Source organism: Arthrobacter sp. SRS-W-1-2016 (genome assembly GCF_002009585.1).
Lineage (GTDB): Bacteria > Actinomycetota > Actinomycetes > Actinomycetales > Micrococcaceae > Arthrobacter > Arthrobacter bambusae_A.
Map to the genome: position 1 here is coordinate 235244 of NZ_MTPV01000067.1, position 25789 is coordinate 261032.

Sequence of the window (25789 nt, forward strand, 5' to 3'; positions counted from 1 at the left end):
CAAAACCCGGTCATCGTGAGCAACGATGATCACGAAAACAGGAGAGCAGGGACTGCAGATGGCCGAATTGACCATCAACGCCGACGACGTCCGTAATGCGTTGAACGAGTTCGCGGCGTCCTACGAACCCGGAAACGCAGAGCGCGTAGAGGTCGGCCGCGTGACCGCCGCAAGTGACGGCATCGCCCGTGTTGAGGGCCTTCCCTCGGTCATGGCGAACGAGCTGCTTCGCTTCGAAGACGGCACCCTGGGCTTGGCCCAGAACCTCGACGTCCGCGAAATCGGCGTCATCATCCTCGGTGACTTCACCGGCATCGAAGAAGGCCAGGAAGTCCACCGCACCGGTGAAATCCTGTCCGTCCCGGTAGGCGACGCCTTCCTGGGCCGCGTAGTTGACCCGCTGGGCCAGCCGATCGACGACCTCGGCGAGATCAAGGCCGAGACCACCCGTGCACTGGAACTCCAGGCTCCTGGCGTGACCCAGCGCAAGTCGGTCCACGAGCCCATGCAGACCGGTCTCAAGGCTATCGACGCCATGATTCCGATCGGCCGCGGCCAGCGCCAGCTGATCATCGGTGACCGCCAGACCGGCAAGACCGCAATCGCCGTGGACACCATCATCAACCAGAAGGCCAACTGGGCTTCCGGGGATGTCACCAAGCAGGTGCGCTGCGTTTACGTCGGCGTCGGCCAGAAGGCTTCCACCATCGCTGCTGTCCGCCAGACCCTTGAGGACCACGGCGCGCTGGAATACACCACCATCGTGGCTTCTCCGGCATCCGACCCGGCCGGCTTCAAGTACTTGGCTCCGTACGCCGGCTCGGCCATCGGCCAGCACTGGATGTACGGCGGCAAGCACGTCCTGGTGATCTTCGACGACCTGTCGAAGCAAGCCGAGGCCTACCGTGCAGTGTCCCTGCTGCTCCGCCGCCCGCCGGGACGCGAAGCGTACCCGGGTGACGTTTTCTACTTGCACTCCCGCCTGCTGGAGCGTTGTGCCAAGCTCTCCGACGAGCTGGGCGCAGGCTCGATGACCGGTCTTCCGATCGTCGAAACCAAGGCAAACGACGTCTCGGCCTACATTCCGACCAACGTCATCTCCATCACCGATGGCCAGATCTTCCTTCAGTCGGACCTCTTCAACGCCAACCAGCGCCCCGCTGTTGACGTCGGTGTGTCCGTGTCCCGTGTCGGTGGTGCGGCACAGGTGAAGTCCATGAAGAAGGTCTCCGGTACCTTGAAGCTGGACCTGGCCCAGTACCGCGACATGCAGGCGTTCGCGATGTTCGCGTCCGACCTGGATGCCGCTTCACGCCAGCAGCTGACCCGTGGCGCCCGCCTGATGGAACTGCTCAAGCAGGGCCAGTACTCGCCGTTCCCGGTCGAGGACCAGGTTGTATCCATCTGGGCCGGTACGAAGGGCTACTTGGACGATGTTCCGGTTGAGGATGTCAGCCGTTTCGAGTCCGAGTTCCTGGAGCACCTCAAGCACAAGTCCTCCATCCTGACCACGCTGGCGCAGACCAACGTCCTGGACGACGACACCGCTGAAGCGCTGAAGTCCTCGATCATCGACTTCAAGAAGGGCTTCTTCGGAGAAGGCGACAACCGTCTGGTTGGCGCCGGCCACGAAGAGCACGAAGCGATTTCCGGTGGCGAAGTCGACCAGGAAAAGATCGTCAAGCAGAAGCGCTAGAGCATTGGTTCCCGGGCCTGCGGTATCCGCAGGCCCGGGGCCTTCGCCAAAGCCTTAGCCGCTGATCCATCGGGATCTTAGGAAAGGAAATGTATGGGAGCCCAGATCCGGGTCTACCGCCAGAAGATCAGCTCGACGACGTCGATGCGCAAGATCTTCAAGGCGATGGAACTGATCGCTACCTCGCGCATCGGTAAGGCCCGCGCCCGCGTTGCAGCTTCGACGCCCTACGCAAACGCGATTACCCGTGCTGTTTCTGCTGTCGCAAGCCAGAGCGAAATCGATCACCCGCTAGTCACCGAGCCGGAGCAGATCCGCCGCGCCGCAGTCCTGGTCATCACCTCGGACCGTGGCTTGGCTGGTTCTTACTCCGCAAGTGTGCTCAAGAAGGCCGAAGGTCTCAACGAGCTTCTCCGGGCAGAGGGCAAGGAAGTCAAGACCTACCTGGTTGGCCGCAAGGCGCAGGCATATTTCGACTTCCGCAGCCGTTCGTACTCCCGCGTGTGGACCGGCGGAACCGACGCACCGGAATTCGAGACTGCCAAGGAAGTCGGCGCCGCTCTTCTCGAAGAGTTCGCCAACGACTTCGCCGAGGGTGGCGTGGATGAGATCCACGTCGTTTACACCCGCTTCAAGTCGATGGTGACGCAGGAACCCACGGTTGTCCGTTTGCTGCCGCTCGAAGTTGAAGAGCAGGCGGTCACTGAGTCCGAGCTTCTGCCGCTGTACGAGTTCGAACCGGAATCGGAGCAGGTGCTCGACGCACTGCTTCCGCGTTACATCGAGTCCCGCATCTTCGCAGCAATGCTGCAGGCAGCAGCTTCCGAGCTCGCCGCCCGCCAGCGCGCCATGAAGTCGGCAGGCGACAACGCGACCGAATTGATCAAGAAGTACACGCGTCTGCGCAACACGGCCCGCCAGGCTGAGATCACGCAGGAGCTTTCCGAAATCGTGGCCGGCGCCGACGCCCTGAACGCGTAATTGCCGGTGCATGGTTCGGCACAAGCCACACCTGCACCAAATAGATAAACTTAACCCCACGCCATCTACTGAGTGAAGTGAGAGAGATGACTGCCACCGCTACCGAGCACGCAGCCGCAACGGCCGGCGCCACCGGCCGCATTGCCCGCGTCATCGGCCCGGTTGTCGACGTCGAATTTCCGGCTGACGCAATCCCGTCGATCTACAACGCACTCACCACCGAGGTAACCCTCAACGGTGAGACCAAGACCATCACGTTCGAGACCTCCCAGCACCTGGGTGACAACCTCGTCCGTGCCATCTCCCTGCAGGCCACCGACGGACTTGTCCGCGGTACCTCCGTGCAGGACTCCGGCTCCCCGATCTCCGTGCCTGTCGGCGACGGCGTCAAGGGCCACATCTTCAACGTTCTCGGCAAGCCGCTGGACGTCGAAGAGTCCGAGATCAACGCAGACGCTTACTGGCCGATCCACCGCAAGGCTCCGTCCTTCGCGTCCCTTGAGGGCTCCACGGAGATGCTCGAGACCGGCATCAAGGTCATCGACCTCCTCACCCCGTACATCAAGGGTGGAAAGATCGGCCTGTTCGGTGGCGCCGGTGTCGGCAAGACCGTTCTGATCCAGGAAATGATCACCCGTGTGGCCCGCAACTTCGGTGGTACTTCGGTATTCGCCGGTGTTGGCGAGCGTACTCGTGAAGGCAACGACCTCTGGGTTGAAATGGAAGAGGCAGGCGTCCTCAAGGACACCGCCCTTGTTTTCGGCCAGATGGACGAACCGCCGGGAACGCGTCTGCGCGTGGCACTGTCGGCACTGACCATGGCGGAATACTTCCGCGATGTGCAGAACCAAGACGTGCTGCTCTTCATCGACAACATCTTCCGCTTCACCCAGGCCGGTTCCGAGGTCTCCACGCTGCTCGGCCGCATGCCGTCCGCTGTTGGTTACCAGCCGAACCTCGCCGACGAGATGGGCCTCCTCCAGGAGCGCATCACCTCGACCAAGGGCCACTCGATCACGTCGATGCAGGCCATCTACGTGCCTGCTGATGACTACACCGACCCGGCTCCGGCAACGACCTTCGCACACCTCGACGCGACCACGGAACTTTCCCGTGAAATCGCCTCCCGTGGTCTGTACCCGGCCGTTGACCCGCTGACGTCGACGTCCCGCATCCTGGACCCGCAGTACATCGGCAAGGACCACTACAACACGGCTGTCCGCGTGAAGCAGATCCTGCAGAAGAACAAGGAACTCCAGGACATCATCGCCATCCTCGGCGTTGACGAACTGTCCGAAGAAGACAAGATCGTCGTGTCGCGTGCACGCCGCATCCAGCAGTTCCTGTCCCAGAACACCTACACCGCCAAGCAGTTCACCGGCGTCGAGGGCTCCACCGTGTCCATCAAGGACACTGTGGAAGGCTTCACGGCTATTTGCGACGGCGAGCTTGACCACATCGCAGAGCAGGCGTTCTTCAACGTCGGTGGCCTGGATGACGTCGAGCGCCAGTGGGCCAAGATCCAGGAACAGACCAAGTAGTATGGCTGAGCTCGAGGTTGAGATTGTCGCAGCGGACCACTTCGTGTGGTCCGGTGCGGCCAAAATGGTCAAGGCCCGCACCAGCGATGGTGAAATCGGGATCCTGCCGGGCCACTCGCCGCTCCTCGCCATTCTGGCCGCGGGCGAGCTGGCCATCGAGCCGGTTACCGGAGACCGCCTTGCAGTAGTTGTGGACGGCGGATTCTTCTCCGTCGACAACAACCGCGTGGTGATCGTCGCTGACAACGCCCAGTTGGGCGATTCAGCTACTGCGGGGATCCGATAGCAAGACCTTGATGGACGATTCTGCTCTTCCGTTCATCGCCTTGGCAACGGCGTTTGCGTTGCTGATCTTTACACTGTGCCTCGTCGGGGTGCGCCGCTTCAATTTGCGGCGCGCCCTGGGCACGGTCGACGCCTCCATTTGCACGGCTGGAAACAGCTGGCGGATGGGGGTTTGTCGTTATCAGGACTCGGAGCTTGAGTGGTTCCGCCTGCTGTCCCTCAGCTTCCGTCCCAAACACAGCTTCCGCCGCAGTTCCTTGGAGCTCCTTGGCCGGCGGAAGCCAACGGAGGAAGAGCTGACGAGGCTCCAACCCGACGTCGTCGTCGTCGAACTCCAACATGAAGGCCAGCGGTTCATGCTGGCAATGAGATTTGATGCCTACGCGGGGCTCTCGTCCTGGCTCGAGGCCGGCCCTGTGGTGGGCGTCGGCACCTGGCGCTGAGGCCAGTGGACTTCCTCTACAACGTGAGGCTTGTCGATGGTCCGTTCTACTGGACCGTCCTTGGTGCCGGAGTTGCCGGGAGTGTCTTCCTCCTCCTGCGACGGGACCGGCGCTGGTTGCTTTCCATCGTCCTTTCGCTTGCCGCGGCGAGCGGAGTTGTCGCCGTCATCCACTGGCTGCTCGTCAATGTCCTGACCGTGTTCCCCGAGGACCTCCCCATCGATGTCCTCGTGTGGTCGACGGTTGCTTTCTCTGCGTTGGTCCTTTTCCTTTTCCGGCTCCGTGGTTCCTCGTGGCGCGGCAGGAGCGCCGCAGGGATTTCGTTCGTCTCCGTGCTGCTCCTCTCCGCGCTTCAGATCAACAGCTACTTCGGACTCAACCACACGGCTGCCGATCTCTTCGGCCACAACGTGGGACGGATCCCCGAGCTTGAGGCAGGATTCAAGAGGGGTGTTTCCGGTAACACTCCGGTGGCTGCGCTGGAGGGAGGTATTGTCCGCAGGGCGTCGATCCCCGGAATTGAATCCGGATTCACGGCCAAGGACGCTTTCATCTACCTGCCGCCGGCCTACCTGGCTACCGACCGCAGCCAGCTACCCGTCCTGGTTCTCTTTGCCGGCCAACCGGGAAGACCCGCCGATTGGCTGACCGGCGGACTGCTGGAGCAGAACATGAATTCCTTCGCCGCACGGCACGGAGGCGTGGCACCCGTCGTCGTGGTTGTCGATCCAAACGGTTCCGATACCGCAAACACCATGTGCATGGATAGCCGGATAGCACGTGCCGACACCTACCTCGCGATCGATGTTCCGCGCTGGATCAACTCGACGCTCGAGGTTTCCGCCGATCCCAGAAAGTGGGCCGTCGGCGGGTTTTCTTTCGGTGCAACCTGCGCAGTGCAAATGACCACGCTGCATCCTGAGATCTACCCTTCGTTCATCGCCTTCTCGGGAGAGCGGGAGCCTTCGCTTGGTCCTGACCGCGGGCGGACCATCCAGACCGCATTCGGCGGCGACGCTGCAGCCTTCGACGCCCTGACGCCGTTGACCTTGATGAAGCAACGTAGCTATGACGGCCATGCTGGCTACTTCGCCGTCGGGGCCGCGGACAGCGAATTCGTCCGTTTCGCCAGCGAACTGGCGGCGGCCGCCCGCACGTCCGGGTTCGACGTCAGGCACGCCTCGGTTCCCGGAGCCGGACACTCGTGGGCCGTGGCCGTTCAAGAGCTTCCCTCGGCGATGGAATTCCTGTCCCCTCGATGGGGACTCGTTCAATGAGCACCCAGGAAGCCCAGTTGTCCAAAGAACAGGCGCCTGACTCCGAAGATGCCAGGCCCGCCCGGAAGATGGTGGCAGTCCTCGCCCGGGCCATGCTGGGCAACGTGGCTGCCCATATCGGCGCGATCCCCTTCACCGTGATTGTGCTCGCGCTGTACCTGCTCACTCCGGCGATCTTCGACCCCGATCTCGGCTACGGTCCGGATGCGCTGCGGCATCTCTCGAGCGTGAGCGGTGGGGGATTGAAGGCGGGGGACTGGTGGTCCATCTGGACATCCATGTTTTTCGCCGCAAACCCCTTTGACTACGTCATGAGCTCGTTGTTGTTCGTTGTGCTTTTGGGTGCTTCAGAGCGGAAGCTGGGGTGGTTCCGCACGGCCGTGGCTTTCGTTGGCGGCCAGTTTGCAACGGTCACCGCCTTTTTGCTCGTGGTCCAGTTGGCAGCCTACGCCGGCGACGGCTGGCTGGGGCGGATGATGGATGCCGGGACCTCCGGACCCCTTCCGGCAACCCTCTTGGTCTCGATGGCGGCAAGTGGCCTCCTCCCGACTCTGTGGCGTCGGCGCCTGAGGGCGACCGTCGTATCGTTGGCGCTCCTCTTGGTCCTGTACGTAGGTGACCCATCGGCTGTCATGGCCCTGACCGGAGCGCTGCTTGGACTGGGGACCGGTCTGTGGCTCCAACTCGACCACGGCATTCAACCAAGCCACCGTGCCACCAGGCGTGAAACGCGAAACCTGCTGTCGCTCATGGTGGCGATTTTCGGCGTCGGGCCTCTGGTGGCGGGCGCCGTGAGGAGCCCGGCGGGGCCGCTGGCGCTGCTCCGCGAAATGGTCCTGAACCCTGTACCGACGCTCAACCAATTGCAGGCGAACTGCGGTGGAACCGTGGATATCAGCTGCCTGGAACTCGGACGCCAGGGCTATCCCGGGCCGGCCGGCGTCGCCCTCGCAGTGGTACCCGCGCTGCTTCTCCTGATCTGTGCGGTGGGCATGCGCCAAGGAAGGCGCTTGGCGCTGAAAATCGCCATCGGCGTGCAACTTGGCGTGGTGGCGCTGTCCTTCGCCTACCTGGTGTTGTTTGCCAGCATTCCGCATTTTCCAGGCAGGGGCCGCACCGTCGTCATGGGCTCCGCGGTGTTCCACATCCTGACCCTCGCCTTGGTTCCCCTGATCCTGGCAGTTCTGCTTTTCCTGTTCAGGGGCAATTTTGTGGTCGGCTCGAGGGCTCCGCTCCGCCGGAAGATGGCGTGGCTGGTTGGCAGTACGTGGCTCATTTTGGCGAGTGGATACACCGGGGCCTGGCTCGGCTCGGGCGGTCTGGCGCACGACGGCGGCATCCTGGGTCTCGGTGCGGAACTCGCCCGGCAGTACCTTCCCTTGCCCATACCCACGGCCTTCGGCCGTGTGTTCGCGGACCGAAGTGCCGCCGAGTCACTGCTGTTCGCGTGGTCGGGAATCATCTTCTGGCTTGTGGCACTGGCAGCGGTATGGACGCTGCTTCTCAAACGGCAGCACGGTCCCGACGGCGATGATCCCGCTCGACTGGCGGCCAAGGATCTGGTCAAACGGGGAGGGGAGTCGCTTTCCTGGATGGCGCTATGGGAGCCGAACAAGTTCTGGTTCACTCCCGGAATGGACGCCGGAATTGCCTACCAGCAGCATGGAAACGTCGCGCTGACCCTCAGCGGACCGTTCGGTGATCCCGCACAAGCCGCTGCCGCGACCGAGGGTTTTCTGGACTACTGCGCGCACCATGCATTGGTGCCGTGCCTCTACTCCTGCACGGAGGAATTGTGGCCGATGCTGCAATCCGCGGGATTCCGCAGAATTGCGGTCGCGCAGGAAACCCGGCTATCGATCCGCGACCTCGAATTCACGGGCAAAGCATGGCAGAACGTGCGCACGGCCAAGAACCGTGCGCTCAAGGCCGGCGTTCTGGCCAGGTGGGGGCGCTATTCGGAGTTCCCGCAACACATTCGCTCCCAACTCGGCGAGGTGTCCGAAGAGTGGGCCTCCCGGAAAAAGGTACCCGAAATGGGCTTTACCCTGGGTTCCCTCGACGAGCTGATGGACGATGAAGTGCTGTGCTGCGTCGCCGTCGACGGCAAGGGGTTTGTCCACGGGGTCACCAGCTGGCTCCCTGTGTTTCGGGATGGCCAGGTGATCAGTTGGACATTGGACTTCATGCGGCGGCGCAGCGACGCCTTTCCCGGCCTCATGGAATTCATGATTGCCTCGGCAGTCCACCAGTTGCGGCAGGGTGTGGAGGTCATATCCCTGTCGGGCTCGCCTTTGGCGGGGGAGGCCGAGGAATTCTCCAGCGGAGAAGCCGGCATGGCGGGCATTCTGGACCTCGTCGGCAGGACCTTGGAGCCTGTTTACGGATTCCGCTCGCTGGCCCGCTTCAAATCGAGGTTTCAGCCGGAGTACCGGACTTTGTATATGTACTACCAGGACAGCCTGGAGATTCCCGCGATCGGCGCTGCCCTAAGCCGGGCATATTTGCCTGGGCTGTCCGTCCGGCAAACTGCGAGGCTTCTCCGCACCCTCGTCGCCTGAACACCAAACTGACTCGCATTTGTTGTCGTTTTGACACGCCATAACGACAACAAATGCGAGTTAGTTGGGAAGGGAAAAGGGGTCCCGCAGCCTGTGCGGAACCCCTTCCCTGAATCTGCCAGGCAGAATTCAAGCGGTAAAACTAGACGGCGGTGACGCCGGTGGCCTGCGGGCCCTTGGCGCCCTGACCGATCTCGAACTGAACACGCTGGTTCTCGTCGAGGGTGCGGAATCCGCCGGTCTGGATCTCGGAGTAGTGGACAAAGACGTCGCCTTCAGCGTCGTCCGGGGTAATGAAGCCGAAGCCCTTTTCAGCGTTGAACCACTTGACGGTGCCCAGTGCCATTTTTGTTTCTCCTCATTGTGGAACTTTTAAGTCCGGCACACCGCGTGCCGGCCTCGGTTACTCCGCGAGAAGACCTGGTTTTCCGTCCAAGCAAGGCTTGGTTGGCTTCGCAGGAGCTTCACGCTCGCAACACGTCTTGCGAGCATGAATCACACCTACACAAAGACTGCTACAACACTTTCATGGCCGAAACTGGAGGTCAACGGTCTGCTGGGGAATTCCGACAAATTTTAAGTAAAAAGAAGGTAACGGAAGAAAGCGCGGCCACGACAGGATCCGCCATTGGGTGGCTGCGAATTCGGCCTATGCGAGCCAATCTCCCTAAGCCAGCCAATCACCATTGCGCAATACACCCGCGAGCTGCAGTTCCTTGTCGACGACGACGAGATCCGCCCGCAGGCCGCGGCGAAGGCCGCCAAGTTCATCGGAGAGGCCGAGGACCGCGGCGGGAACCGCCGTCGCCGAGGCAACCGCGTCGGCGAGCCCGACGCCGGCCGCCACGGTGCGCCTGACGACGTCGAGCATGGTGGCGGTGCCACCGGCGATGGATCCTGTGGCATCCAAGGTAGCGACGCCGTCCGTCACGGTCACCGGCGAGGGGCCCAGCATGTAGTTTCCGTCGGAGAGCCCCGCCGCCGCCATTGAATCAGTGACGAGGACAACGTTTGAGGCGCCCACCAGCTGAAAGACGGTCACGACGGTGCTGGGGTCAAGGTGCGTGCCGTCCGCTATGAGTTCAACCACGGCCTTGCCTTCCTGGGCCGTGCGAAGGGACGCGGCCACGGGGCCAGGGGAGCGGTGGTGCATGGGAGGCATGCCGTTGAACAAGTGCGTGACAGTCGGCAGCGAGCTGACGCCGTCGAAACCGGCGGACTCCAAGCCCTCCCGCGCCGCAGTGAGGGAAGCAGCCGCCGTCGCGTCGTCGCAATCCGTGTGGCCCAAAGACGGCGTTACCCCGTGGAACGTCATCAGGTCCACGAGTGCGGCGGCGCCGGGAAGCTCGGGGGCATAGGTCATGGTGGCGAGCTTGCCGGCAGCGGCTTCAACCAGCTCGGTCATGAGGTCCAGGTCCGGCTCGAGCAGATAGGCGGGGTTCTGCGCGCCGCAGCGGGCATGCGAGAGGAAGGGTCCCTCCAAGTGGATTCCAGCCACGAGTCCTTCATCGGCCAAGCGCACGAAAAGCTCGATGCCGCGAAGCAAGTCCTCCCGGGGCGCCGTCACCATGCTGGCGAGGAGGGTGGTGGTCCCGGAGCGGTGAAGGAAATCGATGGCCTTGCGTGCCGAGGATTCATCGCCTCCGGGGAAGTCGCCCCCGTTGCCGCCGTGGCAGTGGACATCCACGAATCCGGGAACGATGTACCGTTCCGCAGGGAAATCGGTCCGGGGAGTTTCCTCGAACCCTTCGAAGGCTGCCTCGTGGAATTCGGCGGCCGGTCCGGCGAAGGCGATACGGTCGTGCTCCACCGCCACCAGGCCATCTTCGATCACCGCACCGTCGCTGACGATGGTTCCGGTAATCAGGTGGCGCACAGGCGCAGGAGAAGATGCAGGCCGGTCTGGGACAGTCATGCTTTGATTCTAGTTGCCGGGGGCCGCACGTGACCCGGGTTACCCGGGATGAAGGCCCGGACAACTAGAACAGGCGCGACTCGCTGTCGTCCACGCCACGCATGGCGTCATAGTCCAGGGTGACGCAATCGATTCCGCGGTCGTTGGCAAGCACCTTCGCCTGCGGCTTGATCTGCTGGGCGGCGAAAATGCCCCGCACCGGCGCGAGAAGCGGATCCCGGTTGAGAAGTTCGAGGTATCGCGTAAGCTGCTCGACGCCGTCGATGTCGCCGCGCCGCTTGAGTTCGACGGCGACTGTCCTGCCGTCGCCGTCCCGGGCGAGGATGTCCACCGGGCCGATGGCAGTGAAGTACTCGCGCCGGATCAGCGAATAGCCTGCACCAAGGGTTTCGATCTGCTCGGCGAGCAGTCGCTGCAGATCCGCTTCGACGCCGTCCTTGATGAGTCCGGGGTCCGTGCCGAGGTCGTGGGACGTGTCGTGGAGATGCTCATAAATGTTGATGATGAGCCGGTCATCGGTCTTGGCAGACTGCACGGTCCACTGTTCCACCACGCCTTCTTCGACCTCGGTCTCCTCCGGCGTGGTCACTCGCAACGTAGCGGGCGGGCTCATCCAGTTCAGCGGCTTGTAGGAACCGCCGTCGGAGTGGACCAGCACGGAACCATCGGATTTGACGAGCAAAAGCCGGGTGGCAAGCGGGAGGTGGGCCTTGAGGCGGCCGACGTAATCAACGGAACAACGGGCTATGACGAGTCGCACCCGCTCCACTTTACTTCCTCTACCGCGCGCAACCAGCGACTGGGGCAGAATGGAGTCATGCCCCGCTCCAACCGCCCCCGACGCACCGAATCAGCCAAGGCAAGCTGGAAACGGACAGGCGAGTCGCCGGAACTGGATCTGGAACGTGCCCGTTCGGGCATTGCCCGCAGGGAAAGCGCCCCCGACGGCGACTGGATGGTCCGGACGATGACCGCACGGAATGCCGAGAAGACCTACGTCTGCCCTGGTTGTTCGATGGCCATCATGCCGGGAATCGCCCACTTGGTGGTGTGGTCCGAAACTCACCTCTTCGGCGATGCCGCAGGCCTGGCGGAACGCCGGCACTGGCACAACAACTGCTGGACCGGCCGAACCTACAGGTACCGCTGAGGACTGAAGCCGCAGCTCCGGCCCCTCTGCGCGTCGCACGACGGCGCCGAGCACTTAAGCTTGGAAGCATGAGTTTCGATCCTGCTTCCCTAGTTTTCAGCCAGCCGGAGTCTGCCACGGACATCAGGGCATCCACGGTATTGCCGGCGCGGCGCGAGAACGTGGAGTTCCTCACTGAGGACGGCAAGTTGCTCGTGGGTGAGCTGGCATTGCCGGAATCCGGCGAGATCTCGGCGACGCTCATCACGCTGCACCCCTTGCCGACCCACGGCGGCTTCATGGATTCGCATGTCTACCGGAAGGCGTCCTATCGCCTTCCCGCGCTGGCCGGCGTCGCGGTTCTGCGCTTCAACACGCGGGGGACCCATTCGCCACGGGGTACCAGCCAAGGGCAGTTCGACGAGGGAATCGGCGAACGCTACGACGTCGAGGCTGCCGTTCGCTTCGCAGTGGAACGCGGGCTTCCGAACCGCTGGTTGGTGGGATGGTCCTTCGGCACCGAGTTGGCCTTGATGTACGGCGCCATTGAGCCCGTCGCTTCCCAGGTAGAGGGCGCCGTCCTGCTGTCCCCGCCGCTGCACCGGGCCACGGATGTGCATTTGAAGGAATGGGCCGCCTCCGGGAAACCGCTGACGGTCCTCGTTCCGGAGCACGACGACTATCTTCAGCCCGCCGAAGCCGCCGAACGATTCGGTGTGGTGCCCCAGGCGCGGGTCCTGGGGATCGACGGCGCCAAGCACTTGTGGGTCGGAGAGAAGTATGCGGCGCGGGTTTTGGACGAGATCGTGGACGACGTGTCGGAAGCAGGTGCCGGACCGGATGGCCTGCCGCGCCAATGGTCAGGTCCAGTGGCGACGGCCTAGTGGCGGCCTAGTGCCGGTCCTGGCGGGCGATGAAGACTTCCTTGAGCAGCAACATGATGGCCGCCGCGGTCGGGATGGCGATCAAGGCACCGAGCACGCCCAGTAGGCTGCCGCCCGCGATCACCGAGATCACGGCAACAGCACCCGGGACGGCAACGGCTTTCTGCATGATGCGCGGGGAGATGAAGTAGGCCTCGAACTGCAGGTAGGCGAAGTAGCAGATGGCGTAGATGACGGCGGTCTGCCAGCCCGCTGTCAGGGCCACCAGAATGACCACGACGGCGGCAATCAGGCCGCCCACCAGCGGGATGAACGCAAGCAAGGCAACCACGAAGGCCAGCAGGACGCTGAACGGAATGCCCAGGATGCTCATGACGATGAAGGCGAACAAGGCATTAAGCAGGGCCACGCACACCTGGCCGATCACGTAGTTGCCCACCGAGCGGGTGATTTCCTCGGAAAGCGCCTCCACCCGGGGCCTGCGCGACCGCGGAGCGAGCCGGTACCCCCATCTCTTCATGGCAGGCAGGGCGCCGAGGAAGTAGAGACTGAGGACCAGGACGATGAGCGTCCCGAAGACGCCGTTGGCCACCGTGGATCCGAAACCAACGACGCCGCCGAAGATGCCGCCCATCGCGTCGGGATTCTTGACGAACTTGTCGAGTTCCTGGCTGATCTTGTCGCGGACGCCGAATTGGCTGTCGAGGGAGCGGAAGAAATCGGAATCCACGAAGCTGCGGATCCAGTCCGGCGCTTGCCGCACGATCTGCGAGACCTGTTCCACGATGGTGGGGATGAGGGTGGCGAAAAACGCCGCCACTCCGGCCACGAGGACTCCGACGGCGATGACGACGCCGGCAGGGCGCGGCACCTTGCGCTCCTCGAGCCCGCGCACTACCGGGTCAAGTCCCAAGGCAATGAACAGAGCCGTGACGATCCACAACAGCAGCTGGGCGGTATTGGTGCCGATGTAATACAGCATGAGGGCGACCCCGACCCCGGCCGTGCCCATGAATCCGACATATAGCGGATGTTGCGCGGACATCCTCGGGCCGGGGGAACCGAAGCGCGGACCGTCGGTGTCATCCTCGGCGGGCTCGGTTGCCGCGTCGTGCTCAAGCTCGGGAGGCATTTCGAAACGGAGCCGTGGCTGGGCGCCGGGAATGGGCTGGCGTAGGCGGCGTACGAAGGACGCCATCAGGCCCTCGCCGTGATCCTTGCCGTCCTGGGCAGGCCCGTTGGCCAAGCCGTCCGGGCCAGTCCCCGGTTCTTGTTCCGCGGGAGTGGGATCCTTGCGCTCTTTCACGTGTTTCAGCTGCCTTTTCGTTCCGTGGTCAGGCTTGAGGAGTGCTCGATGCCATGTTGTTCGCCACACTATCAGCAGGCCGGAATTGGCGAATTCTAGAGGTTGAGCCGCGCGTCGGGAAGTCCTTGGGGAGGACCCCGAACTGACTCTTTGGTAACAAAACCGTTACCCTTGAAGTTCAACGACCGCTGATGATTGGTATTCCTGTGCGATTGAAGACTGCAGTTTCGCTGGTGCTGCTTGGCCTGCTGACACTGTTGGCCGGCATCGGCCAGCTGACCTTTTGGGCCCCGGCCGAGACCGTAACCGCGTCCGCTCCCGGCGACTCCAAAGCCGCTCCGCTGACCGTGATCACCCCAGAAGTGTTGACCCACCAGGGTGGTTCCAGACAAATCAACATCAAGGGCGACGGCAAGTTCGTGGTGGCCGTCGGACGTCCTGATGACGTGGATGCGTGGGTCGGCAAGACCGCCCACAACAGCGTCACCGGAGTCTCCGCGGACGGCAAGTCCCTCCAGGTTGCCGGCACCGACGGCGAAGCAACCGCTCCGTCGCCTGCCGGATCGGATATGTGGGTGCAAACCGAGAACGCCAACGGACAGTTGGACTACACCTTTACACCGCCTGCGAGTGGCAATTGGTCGCTCCTCCTGGCAAGCGACGGAACCAAGCCGGCGCCGTCGTCGGTCTCCATCACGTACGCCAACGATGCCACCATGCCGTGGGCCGTCCCGCTGATCGTCATTGGCGCGATCCTCATTGTCGCGGGTGCGGCGTTGCCGTTCGTCAGCAAGTTCACGAGGGGCAGGGGCCCGCGCCGCGGCGGTCCGCGAGGCGGCGGCAACACCGGAGCCGACAGGGATTCTGTCGGCGAGGACACCCCTCAGGACTCCGAGAAGCCCCTCATCGGCGGGGACACCTCTGCCGGGGACACCAACAAGGGCATGGCCGGGGGGCCCGCACTTCGCATTTCGCTGATAGCCGCCGCCGTTGTGACCGCCCTCGTGGGTGGCACCGCCGCAGGCGCCCAAGCGGCCGAGACTCCTTCTCCTTCCGGATCGGCGACGACGGGCTCCGGATCCGCGACGGCGAGCCCGGCTGGGGTCGCCGCCGCGCCCGCTGTCCCCGTGCTGGTGGACGCGCAGCTCAAGCGGATCCTGGACCAGGTGGCCGGCGCGGTGACCGCCGGGGATGCCGCACGCGATGCCTCCAAACTCGCTCCCCGGGTTGACGGCACCGAGCTGCAGGTGCGCACGCAGAACTACAAGATCCGGTCCCAAGTCGCCACGCATGAGGCGCGGATGCCGGTCCGGTCCAGCAAACTGCTGGGCAGTGTCATCTCCACCCAGCGGACCTGGCCGCGCACCGTGATTGCCCTGACCCAGGGCGATGGCAACGTGGTTCCCCAGGTGCTGACCCTCGTGCAGGCCTCGCCGCGCGAGAACTACAAGCTGAAGAGCACTTCGCCGCTTCAACCGGGAACATCCTTCCCGGCGATCCCCTTGGGCGGAACCGCGCAGCTGGCGGCCGGAGACAAGACCGGACTGCAGTACAGCGGGACCGAAGCAATGGCAGCCCTGGGCGATCGCTTGACCAAAGCTGATTCGGCGTTCAAGGACAAGCTCGTGGAAGGCACCAATTCGCCGTACATTGCCGATGTCCTTGACTACCAGGCGAGCACGGTCAAGTCCGGCACCAATGGCGACTTCACCTTCACGCACACGCCCTCTCCGGCGGATACCGCCGTGTTCCGGACCTCCGACGGCGGCGCAGTAGTGGTGGGAAAGCTGGACTTCAATTTCACCAGCAAGCCCAAGGCCGACGGCGACACGTTGACCGTGGACAAAGCCGCGGCAGTGCTCGCGGGCGGGGATTCCACGAAAGTCGGCCTCGTGCAGACCTTCTCGGAGTCGGTGGCCATTTACATTCCACCGGCAGGCTCCACTGCTCCCATGAAGCTTGTTGCCGCGGTCCGCGGTCTGGTGGGAGCCAGCTTCCAGTAGGCAAATGCTGTTGGCGCAGCGGCTAGAGTGGACGGTATGAGTTCGCCAGGATCCCGTCCCGTCTCTCCAGCCGCTGCCAGCCAGCTCAACCTGCGCGGCGCCGTCGACCTCTCTGCATTGCGGCGCCCTGCGCCGGCGGCACCGAGCGGTGCCCCGGCTGCGTCCGGCGGCAGCCCCGGAAGCGGCCAGCCGCTTCGCGTCGATGCCACCGAGGCCAATTTCCAGGACCTCGTCCAGCTGTCCGCGCAGATTCCCGTCCTTTTCCTTTTGTGGTCAAACCGCTCCTTGGAGGCTTCGACCCTCCTGCATAGCCTTGAAGGCGTCGTCGAAAGCTACGGCGGCAAAGTGGTGCTGGCCGCGGCGGATGTTGACGCCTTCCCGCAGCTTGCGCAGGCATTCCAGGTCCAGGCCATCCCCACCGCGATCGCGGTCCTGAAGGGCCAGCCCGTGCCGCTCTTCGAGGGGCCCGCTTCGGACCAGGAAATCCGCAGCCTCATCGACGAACTCCTCAAGGTGGCCGAAGCCAACGGCGTCACAGGCAGCATCGGTACAGGTGACGCCGGCGCGGAGGCCCGTCCTCTGCCGCCGCTGCAGCAGGCCGCCTTCGACGCCATCGAAGCCGGGGATTACGCCGCTGCCGCCACGGCTTACCGCCAGGCGCTCGCCGAGAAACCGGCGGACGCCGAGGCCAAGGCAGGACTCGCCCAAGTGGAGTTGATGGGCAGGCTCGAGCTCCTGACGGCAACGGAAGCCGAAACCATGCGCCAGCGGGCGGCAGAGGAGCCGGACGACATCGACGTGCAGCTCACGGTGGCCGACCTCGACATCTCGGGTGGACACATCGAGGACGCGTTCAACCGCATCATCGCGTTCATCGGCCGCAACTTCGGTCCCGAGCGGGAAACGGCGCGCGTGCGCCTGCTGGAGCTGTTCGACGTCGTCGGCATTTCGGACCAACGCGTGGCCAAAGCCCGTCAAGGTCTGGCGCGGGTCCTCTTCTAATGACTCAGCCGGCGCTGTTCAGTCCGCTCTCATTGCGCTCTCTGACGTTGCCGCATCGTGGCTGGGTTTCCCCGATGTGCCAGTACAGTTGCTCGCCCGACGGCGGAGGAGGCGTACCCAACGATTGGCACCTGGTGCATCTTGGAGCTTTTGCGACGGGAGGCGCGGCCCTCATCCTCACCGAGGCGGCGGCGGTCAGTCCCGAGGGACGGATCAGCCCGCGGGACGCCGGAATCTACACGGACGAGCAGGCGGCGGCGTGGGAGCGGATCGTGGACTTCGTCCACCGCAACAGCGCCGTGGGCGGCAAGATCGGCGTCCAGCTGGCCCACGCCGGCCGCAAGGCTTCCACGTACTGGCCCTTCGCGGACGAGAGCGGATCAGTGGCGGAGTCCGACGGCGGGTGGGTGGCCCGGGGTCCCGGGTCTGAGGCCTTTGCCGGGCTTGCACGCCCGCTTGCCATGAACGAGGCGGATATCCACGCCGTGATTTCGGATTTCGCGGCGGCGGCTTCACGGGCGGTGGACGCCGGCTTCGACACGGTGGAGATCCACGGCGCGCATGGCTACCTCCTGCACGAATTCCAAAGCCCCCTCATCAACACGCGCAACGATGCGTGGGGAGGAAGCGAGGCCGGCCGAAACCGTTTGATGCTCGCGGTCATCGACGCCGTCCGTGCTGTCATTCCCGATTCGATGCCGTTGTTGCTGCGGATTTCCGCGAGTGATTGGGCTGAGGGCGGCGTCGACATCGATGCCTCCGTGCGGCTCGCGCGGGCGGCGTCGGAGCACGGCGTGGACTTGGTGGACGTCTCCAGCGGTGGCGCCGTGGCCCACCAACGGATCAAGGCCGGCCCTGGGTACCAGACGGGATTCTCGGAGCAGATCCGGCGCGAAGCGGGGGTTTCCACCGGGGCAGTCGGCTTCCTGACGACCTCGGGGCAGGCCGAACATACGGTGGCCACGGGCCAAGCCGACGGCGTGTTCATGGCACGGGCTGCCCTCCGCGATCCGCACTGGTGGCTTCGCGCGGCTTTTGAACTCGGGTTCCCCCTGGATTGGGCGCCGCAGTATCAGCGTGCGGTTCCACGGCACAGCTTCTAGGCGCTAGTCCTTTGGGATGAGGCGGCTCCCGAAAGGCGCTCCGTAGTTCCCCCTCCGGGACGACCCCTGGAAGCGTGCCCGGGGCTAGGCTGGCTGCATGACTGTCCAGCTTCCCGGTTCTCCCCTTAACTCCCCGGTGCCCGCCTTGGCCCTGCGCGGCCTGGCGAAACGCTTCGGTGGCAAGATCGCGGTCGACGGAATCAGCCTGGACGTTCCCGCCGGCTCCTTCTACGGGGTTGTTGGTCCCAACGGGGCGGGCAAGACGACAACGTTGTCCATGGCCACCGGGCTCCTGCGGCCGGACTTCGGAACGGCACATGTCCACGGCGTGGACGTGTGGGCGAAACCGCTCGAAGCCAAGAAACTGATGGGAATACTGCCCGACGGCGTTCGCCTCTTCGACCGCTTGACGGGTGAACAGCTCGTCACCTATGCCGGCTTGCTCCGCGGCATGGACAGGGACGTCGTTGCCCACAGGGTGGGAGAACTGATGGCTGCGCTGGACCTGAGCGGCGACGCCGGCACCCTCGTGGTGGACTACTCCGCCGGCATGACAAAGAAGATTGCCCTCGCCTCGGCCCTGATCCATGCGCCCAGGCTGTTGGTACTGGATGAGCCCTTTGAGTCCGTCGATCCCGTGTCGGCAGCCAACATCAGGGGAATCCTTGACAACTATGTGGCCTCGGGAGGGACGGTCATCGTCTCGAGCCATGTCATGGACCTGGTGCAGCGCATGTGCGACCACGTGGCCGTCGTGGCTGCCGGCAGGGTCCTTGCCGCCGGAACCGTCGACGAGGTCCGCGACGGCGCCTCTCTCGAGGACCGCTTTGTGCAGCTGGTGGGCCGCGGAAACCAGGCGGGAGGCCTGGAATGGTTGCGCACCTTCTGAGCCTGAAGTGGCGGCTCCTGCTGAACGGTTTCCGACGCAGTCCGGCCCAGCTAGTGGGAATCGCGATCGGCGGACTCTATGCGCTGGGTGTTGTCGTGACCCTCGTGGTGACACTCGTCGCCCTGCGGTGGGCCGATGCCGAGACGGCCCACACCGCCGTCGTCCTCGGTGGCGCAGCCGCGATCGTGGCCTGGGCTGTGGTGCCCCTGATGGCTTCGGCCGCGGACATGACGCTTGACCCTTCCCGCTTCACGACGTCGACGGTTCCCATGCGCCAGCTACTGACCGGACTTGCCCTCGCCGGATTCATCGGATTGCCGGGCCTGTCCACTTTGATTGCGGCGTTGTTCACGGCGGCAACATGGTGGCGCAGCGTGCCGGCGGTGCTGGGCACACTGCTGGGCGCCGTGCTCGGCGTGCTGAGTTGCGTGGTCTTGTCGAAAGTCGTCACGACGGCGACTGCCGGCCTCGCTGCCTCCCGTCGCTTCAAGGATGTGAGCAGCATTGTGGTCTTTGTGCCGCTCGTGCTGATGGGGCCGATTGTTGCCGGCGTCTTCAGGGGGGTGTCCGGTTCCACCGGCTATCTTCCGGAGCTTGCCCGGATGGTCTCCTGGACTCCGCTCGGTGCTTCCTGGTCGCTTGGCGGCGATCTCGCGTCGGGAGATGTTGCGGCTGCCGGCCTGAAGGCCTTGATCGCCCTGGCCACCCTCCTCGTGTTGTTTGCCGCGTGGAATGCCTTGCTCAAGCGGGCACTGGTCACTCCGCCGTATTCCGGTGGCTCGGGGAAACGCGGCGGAAAACTCGGCTTGTTCGGGCTGCTGCCGGCAACTCCCACGGGGGCCGTGGCTGCGCGGTCCCTCAGCTACTGGATCCGCGACCCGCGCTACGCAGCTTCGCTCATCGTGGTCCCGTTGTTGCCCGTGATTTTCCTGTTCCAGTCCGGGCAGTCCGGAAGCTACTCGATGCTGGTGATCCTGGGGCCAATCGCTGCGTTTATCCTCGCATGGTCGATCGCCGCTGATGTTTCCTATGACAACACCGCATTTGCCTTGCATCTGGCCACCGGGGTCCGCGGCATCCATGACCGGCTCGGCCGGGCCTTGGCCTGCCTGGCATTCGCCCTCCCGGTGGTGGTGATCTTCGCCGTCGGGCCCTTCTTCCTGACACGGGATTGGAACTGGTTGCCCGGTGTCCTGGGCCTTTCACTGGACGTCCTGTTTTCGGGCCTTGGCTTGGCCTCCATCGTGTCGGCGCGCTACACGTCCAACGTGCCGTTGCCCGGTGACAGCCCCTTCAAGAAGCCGCCGGGAAACGTTGCCCAGACGCTGGCGGTCCAGTTCGGGGGGATGGCGGTGCTGTTCCTCTTGGTGCTTCCTGAACTTGTCCTGGTCATCGTCCAGTCGGTCACGGGCGATCCGCTGTGGGGATGGATCAATCTGGCCATTGGTACGGTTCTCGGGGTGGCTTTGTTTGTGGCCGGTGTCCGGATCGGTGGCCGCTGGCTTGACCGCCGCGGGCCGGAGCTCTTCGCGCAATTGAGCGTCAACCGTTGATTCCATGACCAACAATGATAATTTATAGGACATGGGATAACCTCGAGTTTGAACCAGTCGATCCGGGAAACACAGCTAGAAAGGTCGTGGACGATGGAAGTTGTCATCCTTCCGGGAAGCAAGCAGATCGGGGCGCTTGCCGCGGACGCCATCGAGGCGCTGCTCCTCCGAAAGCCGAACGCCGTCCTGGGCCTCGCCACAGGGTCCTCTCCGCTCCCCGTTTACGACGAACTGGCGCGCCGCCACGAGGAAAGAGGCCTCGACTTCAGTCAGGCACACGCCTTCGCCCTTGACGAATACGTCGGGCTCAAGCCGGGGCATCCCGAGTCGTACCGTGAAGTCATCCGCCGTGAATTCACGGACCGGGTTAACATCGACCCTGCCAATGTCCACAGCCCGGACGGTACCGCGGCGGACCTTCCCGCAGCCTGCGAAGCGTACGAAGACTCCATGCGCGCACTCGGCGGCGTTGACCTTCAGATCCTTGGCGTGGGCACCGACGGCCATATCGGGTTCAACGAACCCGGCTCCTCGCTCGCTTCGCGGACCCGGATCAAGACGCTGATCGAGCAGACCCGCAAGGACAACGCCCGCTTCTTCAAGAGCATCGACGACGTTCCGCACCACGTCGTCACACAGGGCTTGGGAACGATCATGGACGCCCGGCACGTGGTCCTGATTGCCACCGGGGCGCAGAAAGCCCAGGCGGTCAGGGACTTCGTCGAGGGACCGGTGGCGGCCATTTGCGCGGCATCCGTGCTGCAGATGCACCAGCACGCCACCATCCTCATCGATGAAGCTGCCGCGTCTTCGCTCAAGCTCGCCGACTACTATCGCCACACCTATGACAACAAGCCGAAATGGCAGAGCATCTGACACGGTGCATCTGATCGCGAAGCATCAGCGGCTAAGATGGATGGCATGACGACGCTGCCTCCGGACCCATTCGAAAACGATCCCATGCGCGAGCTTTCCGGAGCCGGAACTTCCACTGCAACCATTGAGCGCGAGGAATTGCGCCAGGAAGTGGAACCCGGTGACCGGGAGCGTTTCTCGCACTACGTCCGCAAGGAAAAGATCATGGAGTCTGCCCTCACAGGCGAACCCGTGATTGCACTATGCGGCAAAGTGTGGACCCCAGGCCGGGACCCGCAGAAGTTCCCGGTCTGCCCCGAGTGCAAAGAAATCTATGAAGGACTTCGCCCCGGTAACGACGGCGGAGACAAAGGCGGCTCGGGCGGCTCCAAGTAGCGAGCAAGCCCCAGTAGTAAGAAATCCCTGGTAGTCGGGTATTTCCTGATAGTAGGCGGGGGAGTGCTTTTCCCTGCCTGTGTGCTGCCCCGCGTGATTCGGCGCATCCGGAACAGATTGGTGTCTTTTGTGGTTATTTGGGCTTCGCTGGCTGCAGCGGCCTTGCTTGGAATCGTTGCTGGTCGGGGGGAAACCGCGTGACTGAAACGCTCTTCGGCGGCCCCGCGCTGCCCCCGGCCTATCCGGAACGCGCAGCCTGGGGAACCGCCCCGAAGTTGCGCGCCTGGCAGCAGGAAGCGCTGGACCTGTACCTGAACGCCAGCCCGCGCGATTTTCTCGCCGTGGCAACCCCGGGCGCCGGTAAGACCACCTTCGCCTTGCGGATTGCGTCGATGCTGCTTGACAGTGGAACCGTGAACCGCGTGACGATCGTCGCACCTACGGACCACTTGAAACGGCAGTGGGCGGACGCCGCGGCCAAGGTGGGCATTGCCATCGATCCGAACTTCAAGAATGCCGACGGCCAGCACGGCAGGGGCTTCGTCGGCGTCGCGGTGACCTATGCCCAAGTCGCCAGCAAGCCCATGCTCCACCGGGCGAAGACCGAGGCCGCCCGCACCCTGGTCATCCTCGACGAAATCCACCACGGCGGCGAAGCGTTGTCCTGGGGCGATGGATTGCGCGAGGCCTTCGATCCCGCTGCGCGGCGCCTGGCCCTCACGGGAACGCCTTTCCGTTCCGACACCTCACCCATCCCTTTCGTGGAATACGCCGAAGACCGGGACGGCATCCGCCGCTCGAAGGCGGACTACACCTACGGCTACGGCAACGCCTTGAGGGACCACGTCGTCCGGCCCGTGCTGTTCATGGCGTATTCGGGCCAAATGCGTTGGCGTACCAGCGCCGGAGACGAAATGGCGGCTTCCCTTGGCGAGGCTGCCGTGACCAAGGACATCACCTCCCAGGCCTGGCGTACTGCCCTGAACCCGAGCGGCGAATGGATTCCCGCCGTTCTTGCCGCCGCCGACAAGCGCCTCAGCGAGGTCCGCCGTACCGTGCCCGACGCCGGCGGCCTGGTGATCGCCACGGACCACGACGACGCCCGCGCCTACGCCGGTCAACTCAAGAAGATCACGGGCCAGTCGCCCACGGTGATCCTGTCCGATGATTCCAAGGCTTCGCACAAGATCGAGGAGTTCACGGCCAGCGACAAGCGCTGGATGGTGGCGGTCCGCATGGTGTCCGAAGGCGTTGACGTCCCCCGGCTTTCGGTCGGCGTCTACGCGACGTCCACCTCCACGCCGCTGTTCTTCGCCCAAGCCGTGGGCCGCTTTGTCCGTGCCCGCAAACGGGGGGAAACGGCGTCGGTCTTCTTGCCGTCCGTGCCGCCGCTCATGGCCTTGGCGAACTCCATGGAAGCCGAGCGGGACCACGCACTGGACCGGCCCGAGAAGGAAGACGCGGACGGCCTCTTCAACCCCGAAGAAAACCTGATGGCCGAGGCCAACCGCGAAGAGAAAGCCTCTGACTCCCTGGAAAAGGGCAAATTCGAGGCCCTCGATTCCCAGGCATCCTTTGACAGGGTGCTGTTCGACGGCGGCGAATTCGGTACGGGAGCAGACATCGGCTCCGAGGACGAACTGGACTTCCTCGGGATCCCCGGGCTGCTCGACGCCGAACAGGTCGGAACGTTGCTCCGGCAGCGGCAGCACGACCAGCAGTCGAGGAAGAAGCGCCAATCTCCGTTGGCTGCCGCCGCGGCGCCGGCGGTTCCGGACCACCGCATGCTGATGGATCTGCGCAATGAGCTCGCCAAAAACGTCGCAGCATGGTCGGCCCGCACCGGCACCCCGCACGGCGTGGTCCACAACAAGTTGCGCGAGGTGTGTGGCGGACCGGCCGTGGCCCAGGCAAACGAAGAGCAATTGCAGTCGAGGCTGCGCAAGCTCCAGGATTGGTTCATCGGCCGGAAGTAGCTCTGCCTGGCAAGGCTACTGGCGCTTAGCGCTGCCCTAGTTCGACGCCGTTCTCTTCCAACTCGGCGTAGGTCTCGTCAAGATCCTCCGCGATGCCGGCGGTGAGCTCACCGATCACCGTCACGGAGTAGCCCGCCTGCACGGCGTCCAGTGCGGTGGCCCTGACGCAGTAGTCCGTGGCAATGCCGACCACCACCACTTCTTCGACTCCGTGGCTCTGCAGCCAGTCATCGAGCCCGAGGGCGTCCTCGTCCAGCTCGACAGAGGGGACGGCGCCGGGCGCGAGCTCGCCCATGGGCACTTCGTCTTCGGGTGCCAGGACTCCTTCGAACCCCGAATAGGCCGCGGTGTACTGTCCCTTGCGGAAGTACGCCTGGATGTACTCGGCGTCGAGATCCGGATGGAGTTCGGCGCCTTTGCTCCCGGCGCGGCAATGCGGGGGCCAACTGTCCACGAGGTCCGGTGTCTCCGAAAAGTGGCTGCCGGGATCCACATGCCAGTCCTGCGTGGCAACAACGTGGTCGAAGTGCTGGTGGTTGGCGTCAAGGTATTCGCTGATGGCGGCGGCGGTGGCTGCGCCACCTTCCACGGCGAGGGACCCGCCCTCGCAGAAATCATTCTGGACGTCCACGATAATCAGGGCACGGGACATTCAGTCCTCCTCATAGACGGTGGGGATCGCGGGCTCGCCGCGCTGCAGCCTCCGGACTACCGGCGGGAGTTCGGCCATGGTGGCGGCGTGGCGTTCCTGTGCCCGGACCACGCCCTCAGGGCCTGTCCATCCAGGGAGCAGTTCGCCGTTCTTGATGAACTGCTGGAGCAGCGGGCGATCGTTGCCGTCGTCTTCCGGCCGGTGTCCGATGCCCACGATCTCCTGGGTCGCGATGCCGAGTTCGTTGAGTTTTCGCAGGGCGTATTTGCGACCACCCACGCTGGCCTTGTTCTTGGCTACTTTGGCCACGGGAACGAATTCGCCGGCGTCGTTGGTCCGGCTGACGAGCTTGTAAACCATGCTGGCCGTCGGAGCTCCCGATCCGGTGACCAGGGAGGTACCTACGCCATACACGTCCACCGGTGCCGATTGCAGGGCCGCGATCGCGAATTCATCGAGATCCGAGGTGACGACGATCCGGGTGTCGGTGTTGCCGAGGTTGTCCAGCAGCTCGCGGACCCACTGGGCCTGGGCCACGAGGTCGCCGGAATCAAGGCGGACTGCCCCGAGCTTGTCACCCGCGAGCTCCACCGCGGTGCGTACCCCGGCCTCGACGTCGTAGGTGTCCACCAGGAGCGTGGTTCCCGGTCCGAAGGCGGAAATCTGGGCCTGGAAGGCTTCGCGCTCGGTGTCATGCAGGAGCGTGAACGAATGGGCGGCCGTTCCCACGGTCTTGATGCCGTAGCGGCGGCCGGCCTCAAGGTTGGAGGTGCTGCCGAAACCGGCGATGACGGCGGCGCGGGCTGCCGCCGTCGCGGATTCCTCCTGGGTGCGTCGGGAGCCCATCTCGATGCACGGCCGGTTACCGGCCGCGCTGGTCATGCGGGAGGCAGCCGAAGCAATCGCGGTGTCGTGGTTGAGCACGGACAAAATGTACGTTTCCAGGATGCACGCTTCCGCGAACGTTGATTCGACGATCAGGATGGGGGAGCCGGGGAAGTACGCTTCGCCCTCCGGATAGCCCCAAATGTCGCCCGAAAACCTGTAGTCCGCGAGGAAGTCCAGCGTCTGCCTGTCAACTACTTTGTGTTGATCGAGGAACGTGAGTTCGGCGTCTCCGAAACGGAAGTCCCTGATGCCCTCAAGCAGCCTGCCCGTGCCGGCGACGATCCCGTAGCGGCGGCCATCAGGCAGGCGGCGGGCGAAGGCCTCGAAGACGGAGCGCCGGTGCGCCGCGCCCGAATGGAGGGCAGCTTCCAGCATTGTCAGCTCATAGTGATCGGTGTACAACGACGTGCGGGGGTGGTCCCAGGCGACGGATCTGCTCACGGATTCACTCTAG

At 64.1% G+C, this 25789-nt stretch carries 23 protein-coding genes; 17 read left to right on the forward strand and 6 right to left on the reverse strand.

Features of this window, described 5'->3' with window-relative positions:
- The first annotated feature begins 58 nt into the window (after positions 1–58).
- The 7 genes from atpA to BMF89_RS18320 all read left to right on the forward strand — a co-directional run bounded on the left by atpA (position 59) and on the right by BMF89_RS18320 (position 8784).
- Positions 59–1696: a F0F1 ATP synthase subunit alpha gene (gene atpA, locus BMF89_RS18290; RefSeq protein ID WP_078108478.1), complete on the forward strand. Its 1638-nt coding sequence runs from the start codon at positions 59–61 to the stop codon at positions 1694–1696.
- Positions 1697–1789: 93 nt separating this feature from the next.
- Positions 1790–2677, forward strand: a complete 888-nt coding sequence (locus BMF89_RS18295) for a F0F1 ATP synthase subunit gamma (protein WP_078108479.1) — start codon at positions 1790–1792, stop codon at positions 2675–2677.
- An 86-nt stretch (positions 2678–2763) separates the two neighbouring features.
- Entirely contained in the window at positions 2764–4218 is a 1455-nt protein-coding gene (gene atpD, locus BMF89_RS18300) for a F0F1 ATP synthase subunit beta (RefSeq protein ID WP_078108480.1), read from the forward strand.
- Position 4219: 1 nt separating this feature from the next.
- Complete coding sequence (locus tag BMF89_RS18305) at positions 4220–4504, forward strand: F0F1 ATP synthase subunit epsilon (protein WP_059387616.1); 285 nt, start codon at positions 4220–4222, stop codon at positions 4502–4504.
- A gap of 10 nt (positions 4505–4514) precedes the next feature.
- A complete protein-coding gene (locus BMF89_RS18310) occupies positions 4515–4946 on the forward strand; it encodes a DUF2550 domain-containing protein (RefSeq protein ID WP_078108481.1) in 432 nt (143 codons plus the stop codon).
- Between the two features lie 5 nt (positions 4947–4951).
- Positions 4952–6223: an alpha/beta hydrolase-fold protein gene (locus BMF89_RS18315; RefSeq protein ID WP_078108482.1), complete on the forward strand. Its 1272-nt coding sequence runs from the start codon at positions 4952–4954 to the stop codon at positions 6221–6223.
- Positions 6220–8784 (forward strand): DUF2156 domain-containing protein, encoded by a 2565-nt coding sequence (locus BMF89_RS18320; protein WP_253190881.1) that lies wholly within the window; start codon positions 6220–6222, stop codon positions 8782–8784. Before BMF89_RS18315 ends, BMF89_RS18320 begins: the two co-directional genes overlap by 4 nt.
- A 142-nt stretch (positions 8785–8926) precedes the next feature.
- On the opposite strand, the gene BMF89_RS18325 is transcribed toward BMF89_RS18320, so the two are convergent.
- The 3 genes from BMF89_RS18325 to nucS all read right to left on the reverse strand — a co-directional run bounded on the left by BMF89_RS18325 (position 8927) and on the right by nucS (position 11459).
- Entirely contained in the window at positions 8927–9130 is a 204-nt protein-coding gene (locus BMF89_RS18325) for a cold-shock protein (RefSeq protein WP_028264741.1), read from the reverse strand.
- A 321-nt stretch (positions 9131–9451) separates the two neighbouring features.
- Complete coding sequence (nagA, locus tag BMF89_RS18330; RefSeq protein WP_078108484.1) at positions 9452–10699, reverse strand: N-acetylglucosamine-6-phosphate deacetylase; 1248 nt, start codon at positions 10697–10699, stop codon at positions 9452–9454.
- Between the two features lie 64 nt (positions 10700–10763).
- A complete protein-coding gene (nucS, locus tag BMF89_RS18335) occupies positions 10764–11459 on the reverse strand; it encodes an endonuclease NucS (RefSeq protein ID WP_059387620.1) in 696 nt (231 codons plus the stop codon).
- A gap of 57 nt (positions 11460–11516) precedes the next feature.
- On the opposite strand from nucS, the gene BMF89_RS18340 reads away from it, so the two are divergent.
- Together BMF89_RS18340 and BMF89_RS18345 are read left to right on the forward strand one after the other, a co-directional pair.
- Positions 11517–11849: an ATP/GTP-binding protein gene (locus BMF89_RS18340; protein ID WP_078108485.1), complete on the forward strand. Its 333-nt coding sequence runs from the start codon at positions 11517–11519 to the stop codon at positions 11847–11849.
- Between the two features lie 68 nt (positions 11850–11917).
- A complete protein-coding gene (locus BMF89_RS18345; protein ID WP_078108486.1) occupies positions 11918–12712 on the forward strand; it encodes an alpha/beta fold hydrolase in 795 nt (264 codons plus the stop codon).
- 7 nt (positions 12713–12719) lie between these two features.
- Here the strand turns inward: BMF89_RS18345 and BMF89_RS18350 are convergent, their stop codons facing one another.
- Entirely contained in the window at positions 12720–14018 is a 1299-nt protein-coding gene (locus BMF89_RS18350) for an AI-2E family transporter (RefSeq protein ID WP_078108487.1), read from the reverse strand.
- A 191-nt stretch (positions 14019–14209) separates the two neighbouring features.
- On the opposite strand from BMF89_RS18350, the gene BMF89_RS18355 reads away from it, so the two are divergent.
- The 8 genes from BMF89_RS18355 to BMF89_RS18390 all read left to right on the forward strand — a co-directional run bounded on the left by BMF89_RS18355 (position 14210) and on the right by BMF89_RS18390 (position 23795).
- Positions 14210–16021 (forward strand): hypothetical protein, encoded by a 1812-nt coding sequence (locus tag BMF89_RS18355; RefSeq protein WP_078108488.1) that lies wholly within the window; start codon positions 14210–14212, stop codon positions 16019–16021.
- A gap of 36 nt (positions 16022–16057) precedes the next feature.
- Complete coding sequence (locus tag BMF89_RS18360; protein ID WP_078108489.1) at positions 16058–17023, forward strand: tetratricopeptide repeat protein; 966 nt, start codon at positions 16058–16060, stop codon at positions 17021–17023.
- A complete protein-coding gene (locus tag BMF89_RS18365; RefSeq protein WP_078108490.1) occupies positions 17023–18126 on the forward strand; it encodes an NADH:flavin oxidoreductase/NADH oxidase in 1104 nt (367 codons plus the stop codon). Before BMF89_RS18360 ends, BMF89_RS18365 begins: the two co-directional genes overlap by 1 nt.
- Before the next feature lie 97 nt (positions 18127–18223).
- A complete protein-coding gene (locus tag BMF89_RS18370; protein WP_078108491.1) occupies positions 18224–19015 on the forward strand; it encodes an ABC transporter ATP-binding protein in 792 nt (263 codons plus the stop codon).
- Positions 18997–20568, forward strand: a complete 1572-nt coding sequence (locus tag BMF89_RS18375) for a transporter (RefSeq protein ID WP_078108492.1) — start codon at positions 18997–18999, stop codon at positions 20566–20568. Before BMF89_RS18370 ends, BMF89_RS18375 begins: the two co-directional genes overlap by 19 nt.
- Before the next feature lie 93 nt (positions 20569–20661).
- Entirely contained in the window at positions 20662–21444 is a 783-nt protein-coding gene (nagB, locus tag BMF89_RS18380) for a glucosamine-6-phosphate deaminase (protein WP_078108493.1), read from the forward strand.
- Between the two features lie 36 nt (positions 21445–21480).
- On the forward strand, positions 21481–21819 hold the full coding sequence (locus BMF89_RS18385; protein ID WP_059387622.1) for a DUF3039 domain-containing protein: 339 nt from the start codon (positions 21481–21483) through the stop codon (positions 21817–21819).
- Positions 21820–22016: 197 nt separating this feature from the next.
- A complete protein-coding gene (locus tag BMF89_RS18390) occupies positions 22017–23795 on the forward strand; it encodes a DEAD/DEAH box helicase (RefSeq protein WP_078108494.1) in 1779 nt (592 codons plus the stop codon).
- Positions 23796–23820: 25 nt separating this feature from the next.
- On the opposite strand, the gene BMF89_RS18395 is transcribed toward BMF89_RS18390, so the two are convergent.
- Positions 23821–24447: an isochorismatase family protein gene (locus BMF89_RS18395; RefSeq protein ID WP_078108495.1), complete on the reverse strand. Its 627-nt coding sequence runs from the start codon at positions 24445–24447 to the stop codon at positions 23821–23823.
- Positions 24448–25776 (reverse strand): nicotinate phosphoribosyltransferase, encoded by a 1329-nt coding sequence (locus BMF89_RS18400; RefSeq protein ID WP_253190882.1) that lies wholly within the window; start codon positions 25774–25776, stop codon positions 24448–24450.
- Between the last annotated feature and the right edge of the window lie 13 nt (positions 25777–25789).

Coding starts and splice junctions, on each gene's coding strand:
- BMF89_RS18340 (WP_078108485.1), top strand. CDS start 11,517: ATGCCCCGCTCCAACCGCCCCCGACGCACCGAATCAGCCAAGGCAAGC.
- BMF89_RS18310 (WP_078108481.1), top strand. CDS start 4,515: ATGGACGATTCTGCTCTTCCGTTCATCGCCTTGGCAACGGCGTTTGCG.
- nagB (WP_078108493.1), top strand. CDS start 20,662: ATGGAAGTTGTCATCCTTCCGGGAAGCAAGCAGATCGGGGCGCTTGCC.
- BMF89_RS18375 (WP_078108492.1), top strand. CDS start 18,997: ATGGTTGCGCACCTTCTGAGCCTGAAGTGGCGGCTCCTGCTGAACGGT.
- BMF89_RS18370 (WP_078108491.1), top strand. CDS start 18,224: ATGACTGTCCAGCTTCCCGGTTCTCCCCTTAACTCCCCGGTGCCCGCC.
- BMF89_RS18360 (WP_078108489.1), top strand. CDS start 16,058: ATGAGTTCGCCAGGATCCCGTCCCGTCTCTCCAGCCGCTGCCAGCCAG.
- BMF89_RS18345 (WP_078108486.1), top strand. CDS start 11,918: ATGAGTTTCGATCCTGCTTCCCTAGTTTTCAGCCAGCCGGAGTCTGCC.
- BMF89_RS18305 (WP_059387616.1), top strand. CDS start 4,220: ATGGCTGAGCTCGAGGTTGAGATTGTCGCAGCGGACCACTTCGTGTGG.
- BMF89_RS18295 (WP_078108479.1), top strand. CDS start 1,790: ATGGGAGCCCAGATCCGGGTCTACCGCCAGAAGATCAGCTCGACGACG.
- BMF89_RS18365 (WP_078108490.1), top strand. CDS start 17,023: ATGACTCAGCCGGCGCTGTTCAGTCCGCTCTCATTGCGCTCTCTGACG.
- nagA (WP_078108484.1), bottom strand. CDS start 10,699: ATGACTGTCCCAGACCGGCCTGCATCTTCTCCTGCGCCTGTGCGCCAC.
- atpD (WP_078108480.1), top strand. CDS start 2,764: ATGACTGCCACCGCTACCGAGCACGCAGCCGCAACGGCCGGCGCCACC.
- BMF89_RS18355 (WP_078108488.1), top strand. CDS start 14,210: ATGATTGGTATTCCTGTGCGATTGAAGACTGCAGTTTCGCTGGTGCTG.
- atpA (WP_078108478.1), top strand. CDS start 59: ATGGCCGAATTGACCATCAACGCCGACGACGTCCGTAATGCGTTGAAC.
- BMF89_RS18320 (WP_253190881.1), top strand. CDS start 6,220: ATGAGCACCCAGGAAGCCCAGTTGTCCAAAGAACAGGCGCCTGACTCC.
- BMF89_RS18395 (WP_078108495.1), bottom strand. CDS start 24,447: ATGTCCCGTGCCCTGATTATCGTGGACGTCCAGAATGATTTCTGCGAG.
- BMF89_RS18325 (WP_028264741.1), bottom strand. CDS start 9,130: ATGGCACTGGGCACCGTCAAGTGGTTCAACGCTGAAAAGGGCTTCGGC.
- BMF89_RS18385 (WP_059387622.1), top strand. CDS start 21,481: ATGGATGGCATGACGACGCTGCCTCCGGACCCATTCGAAAACGATCCC.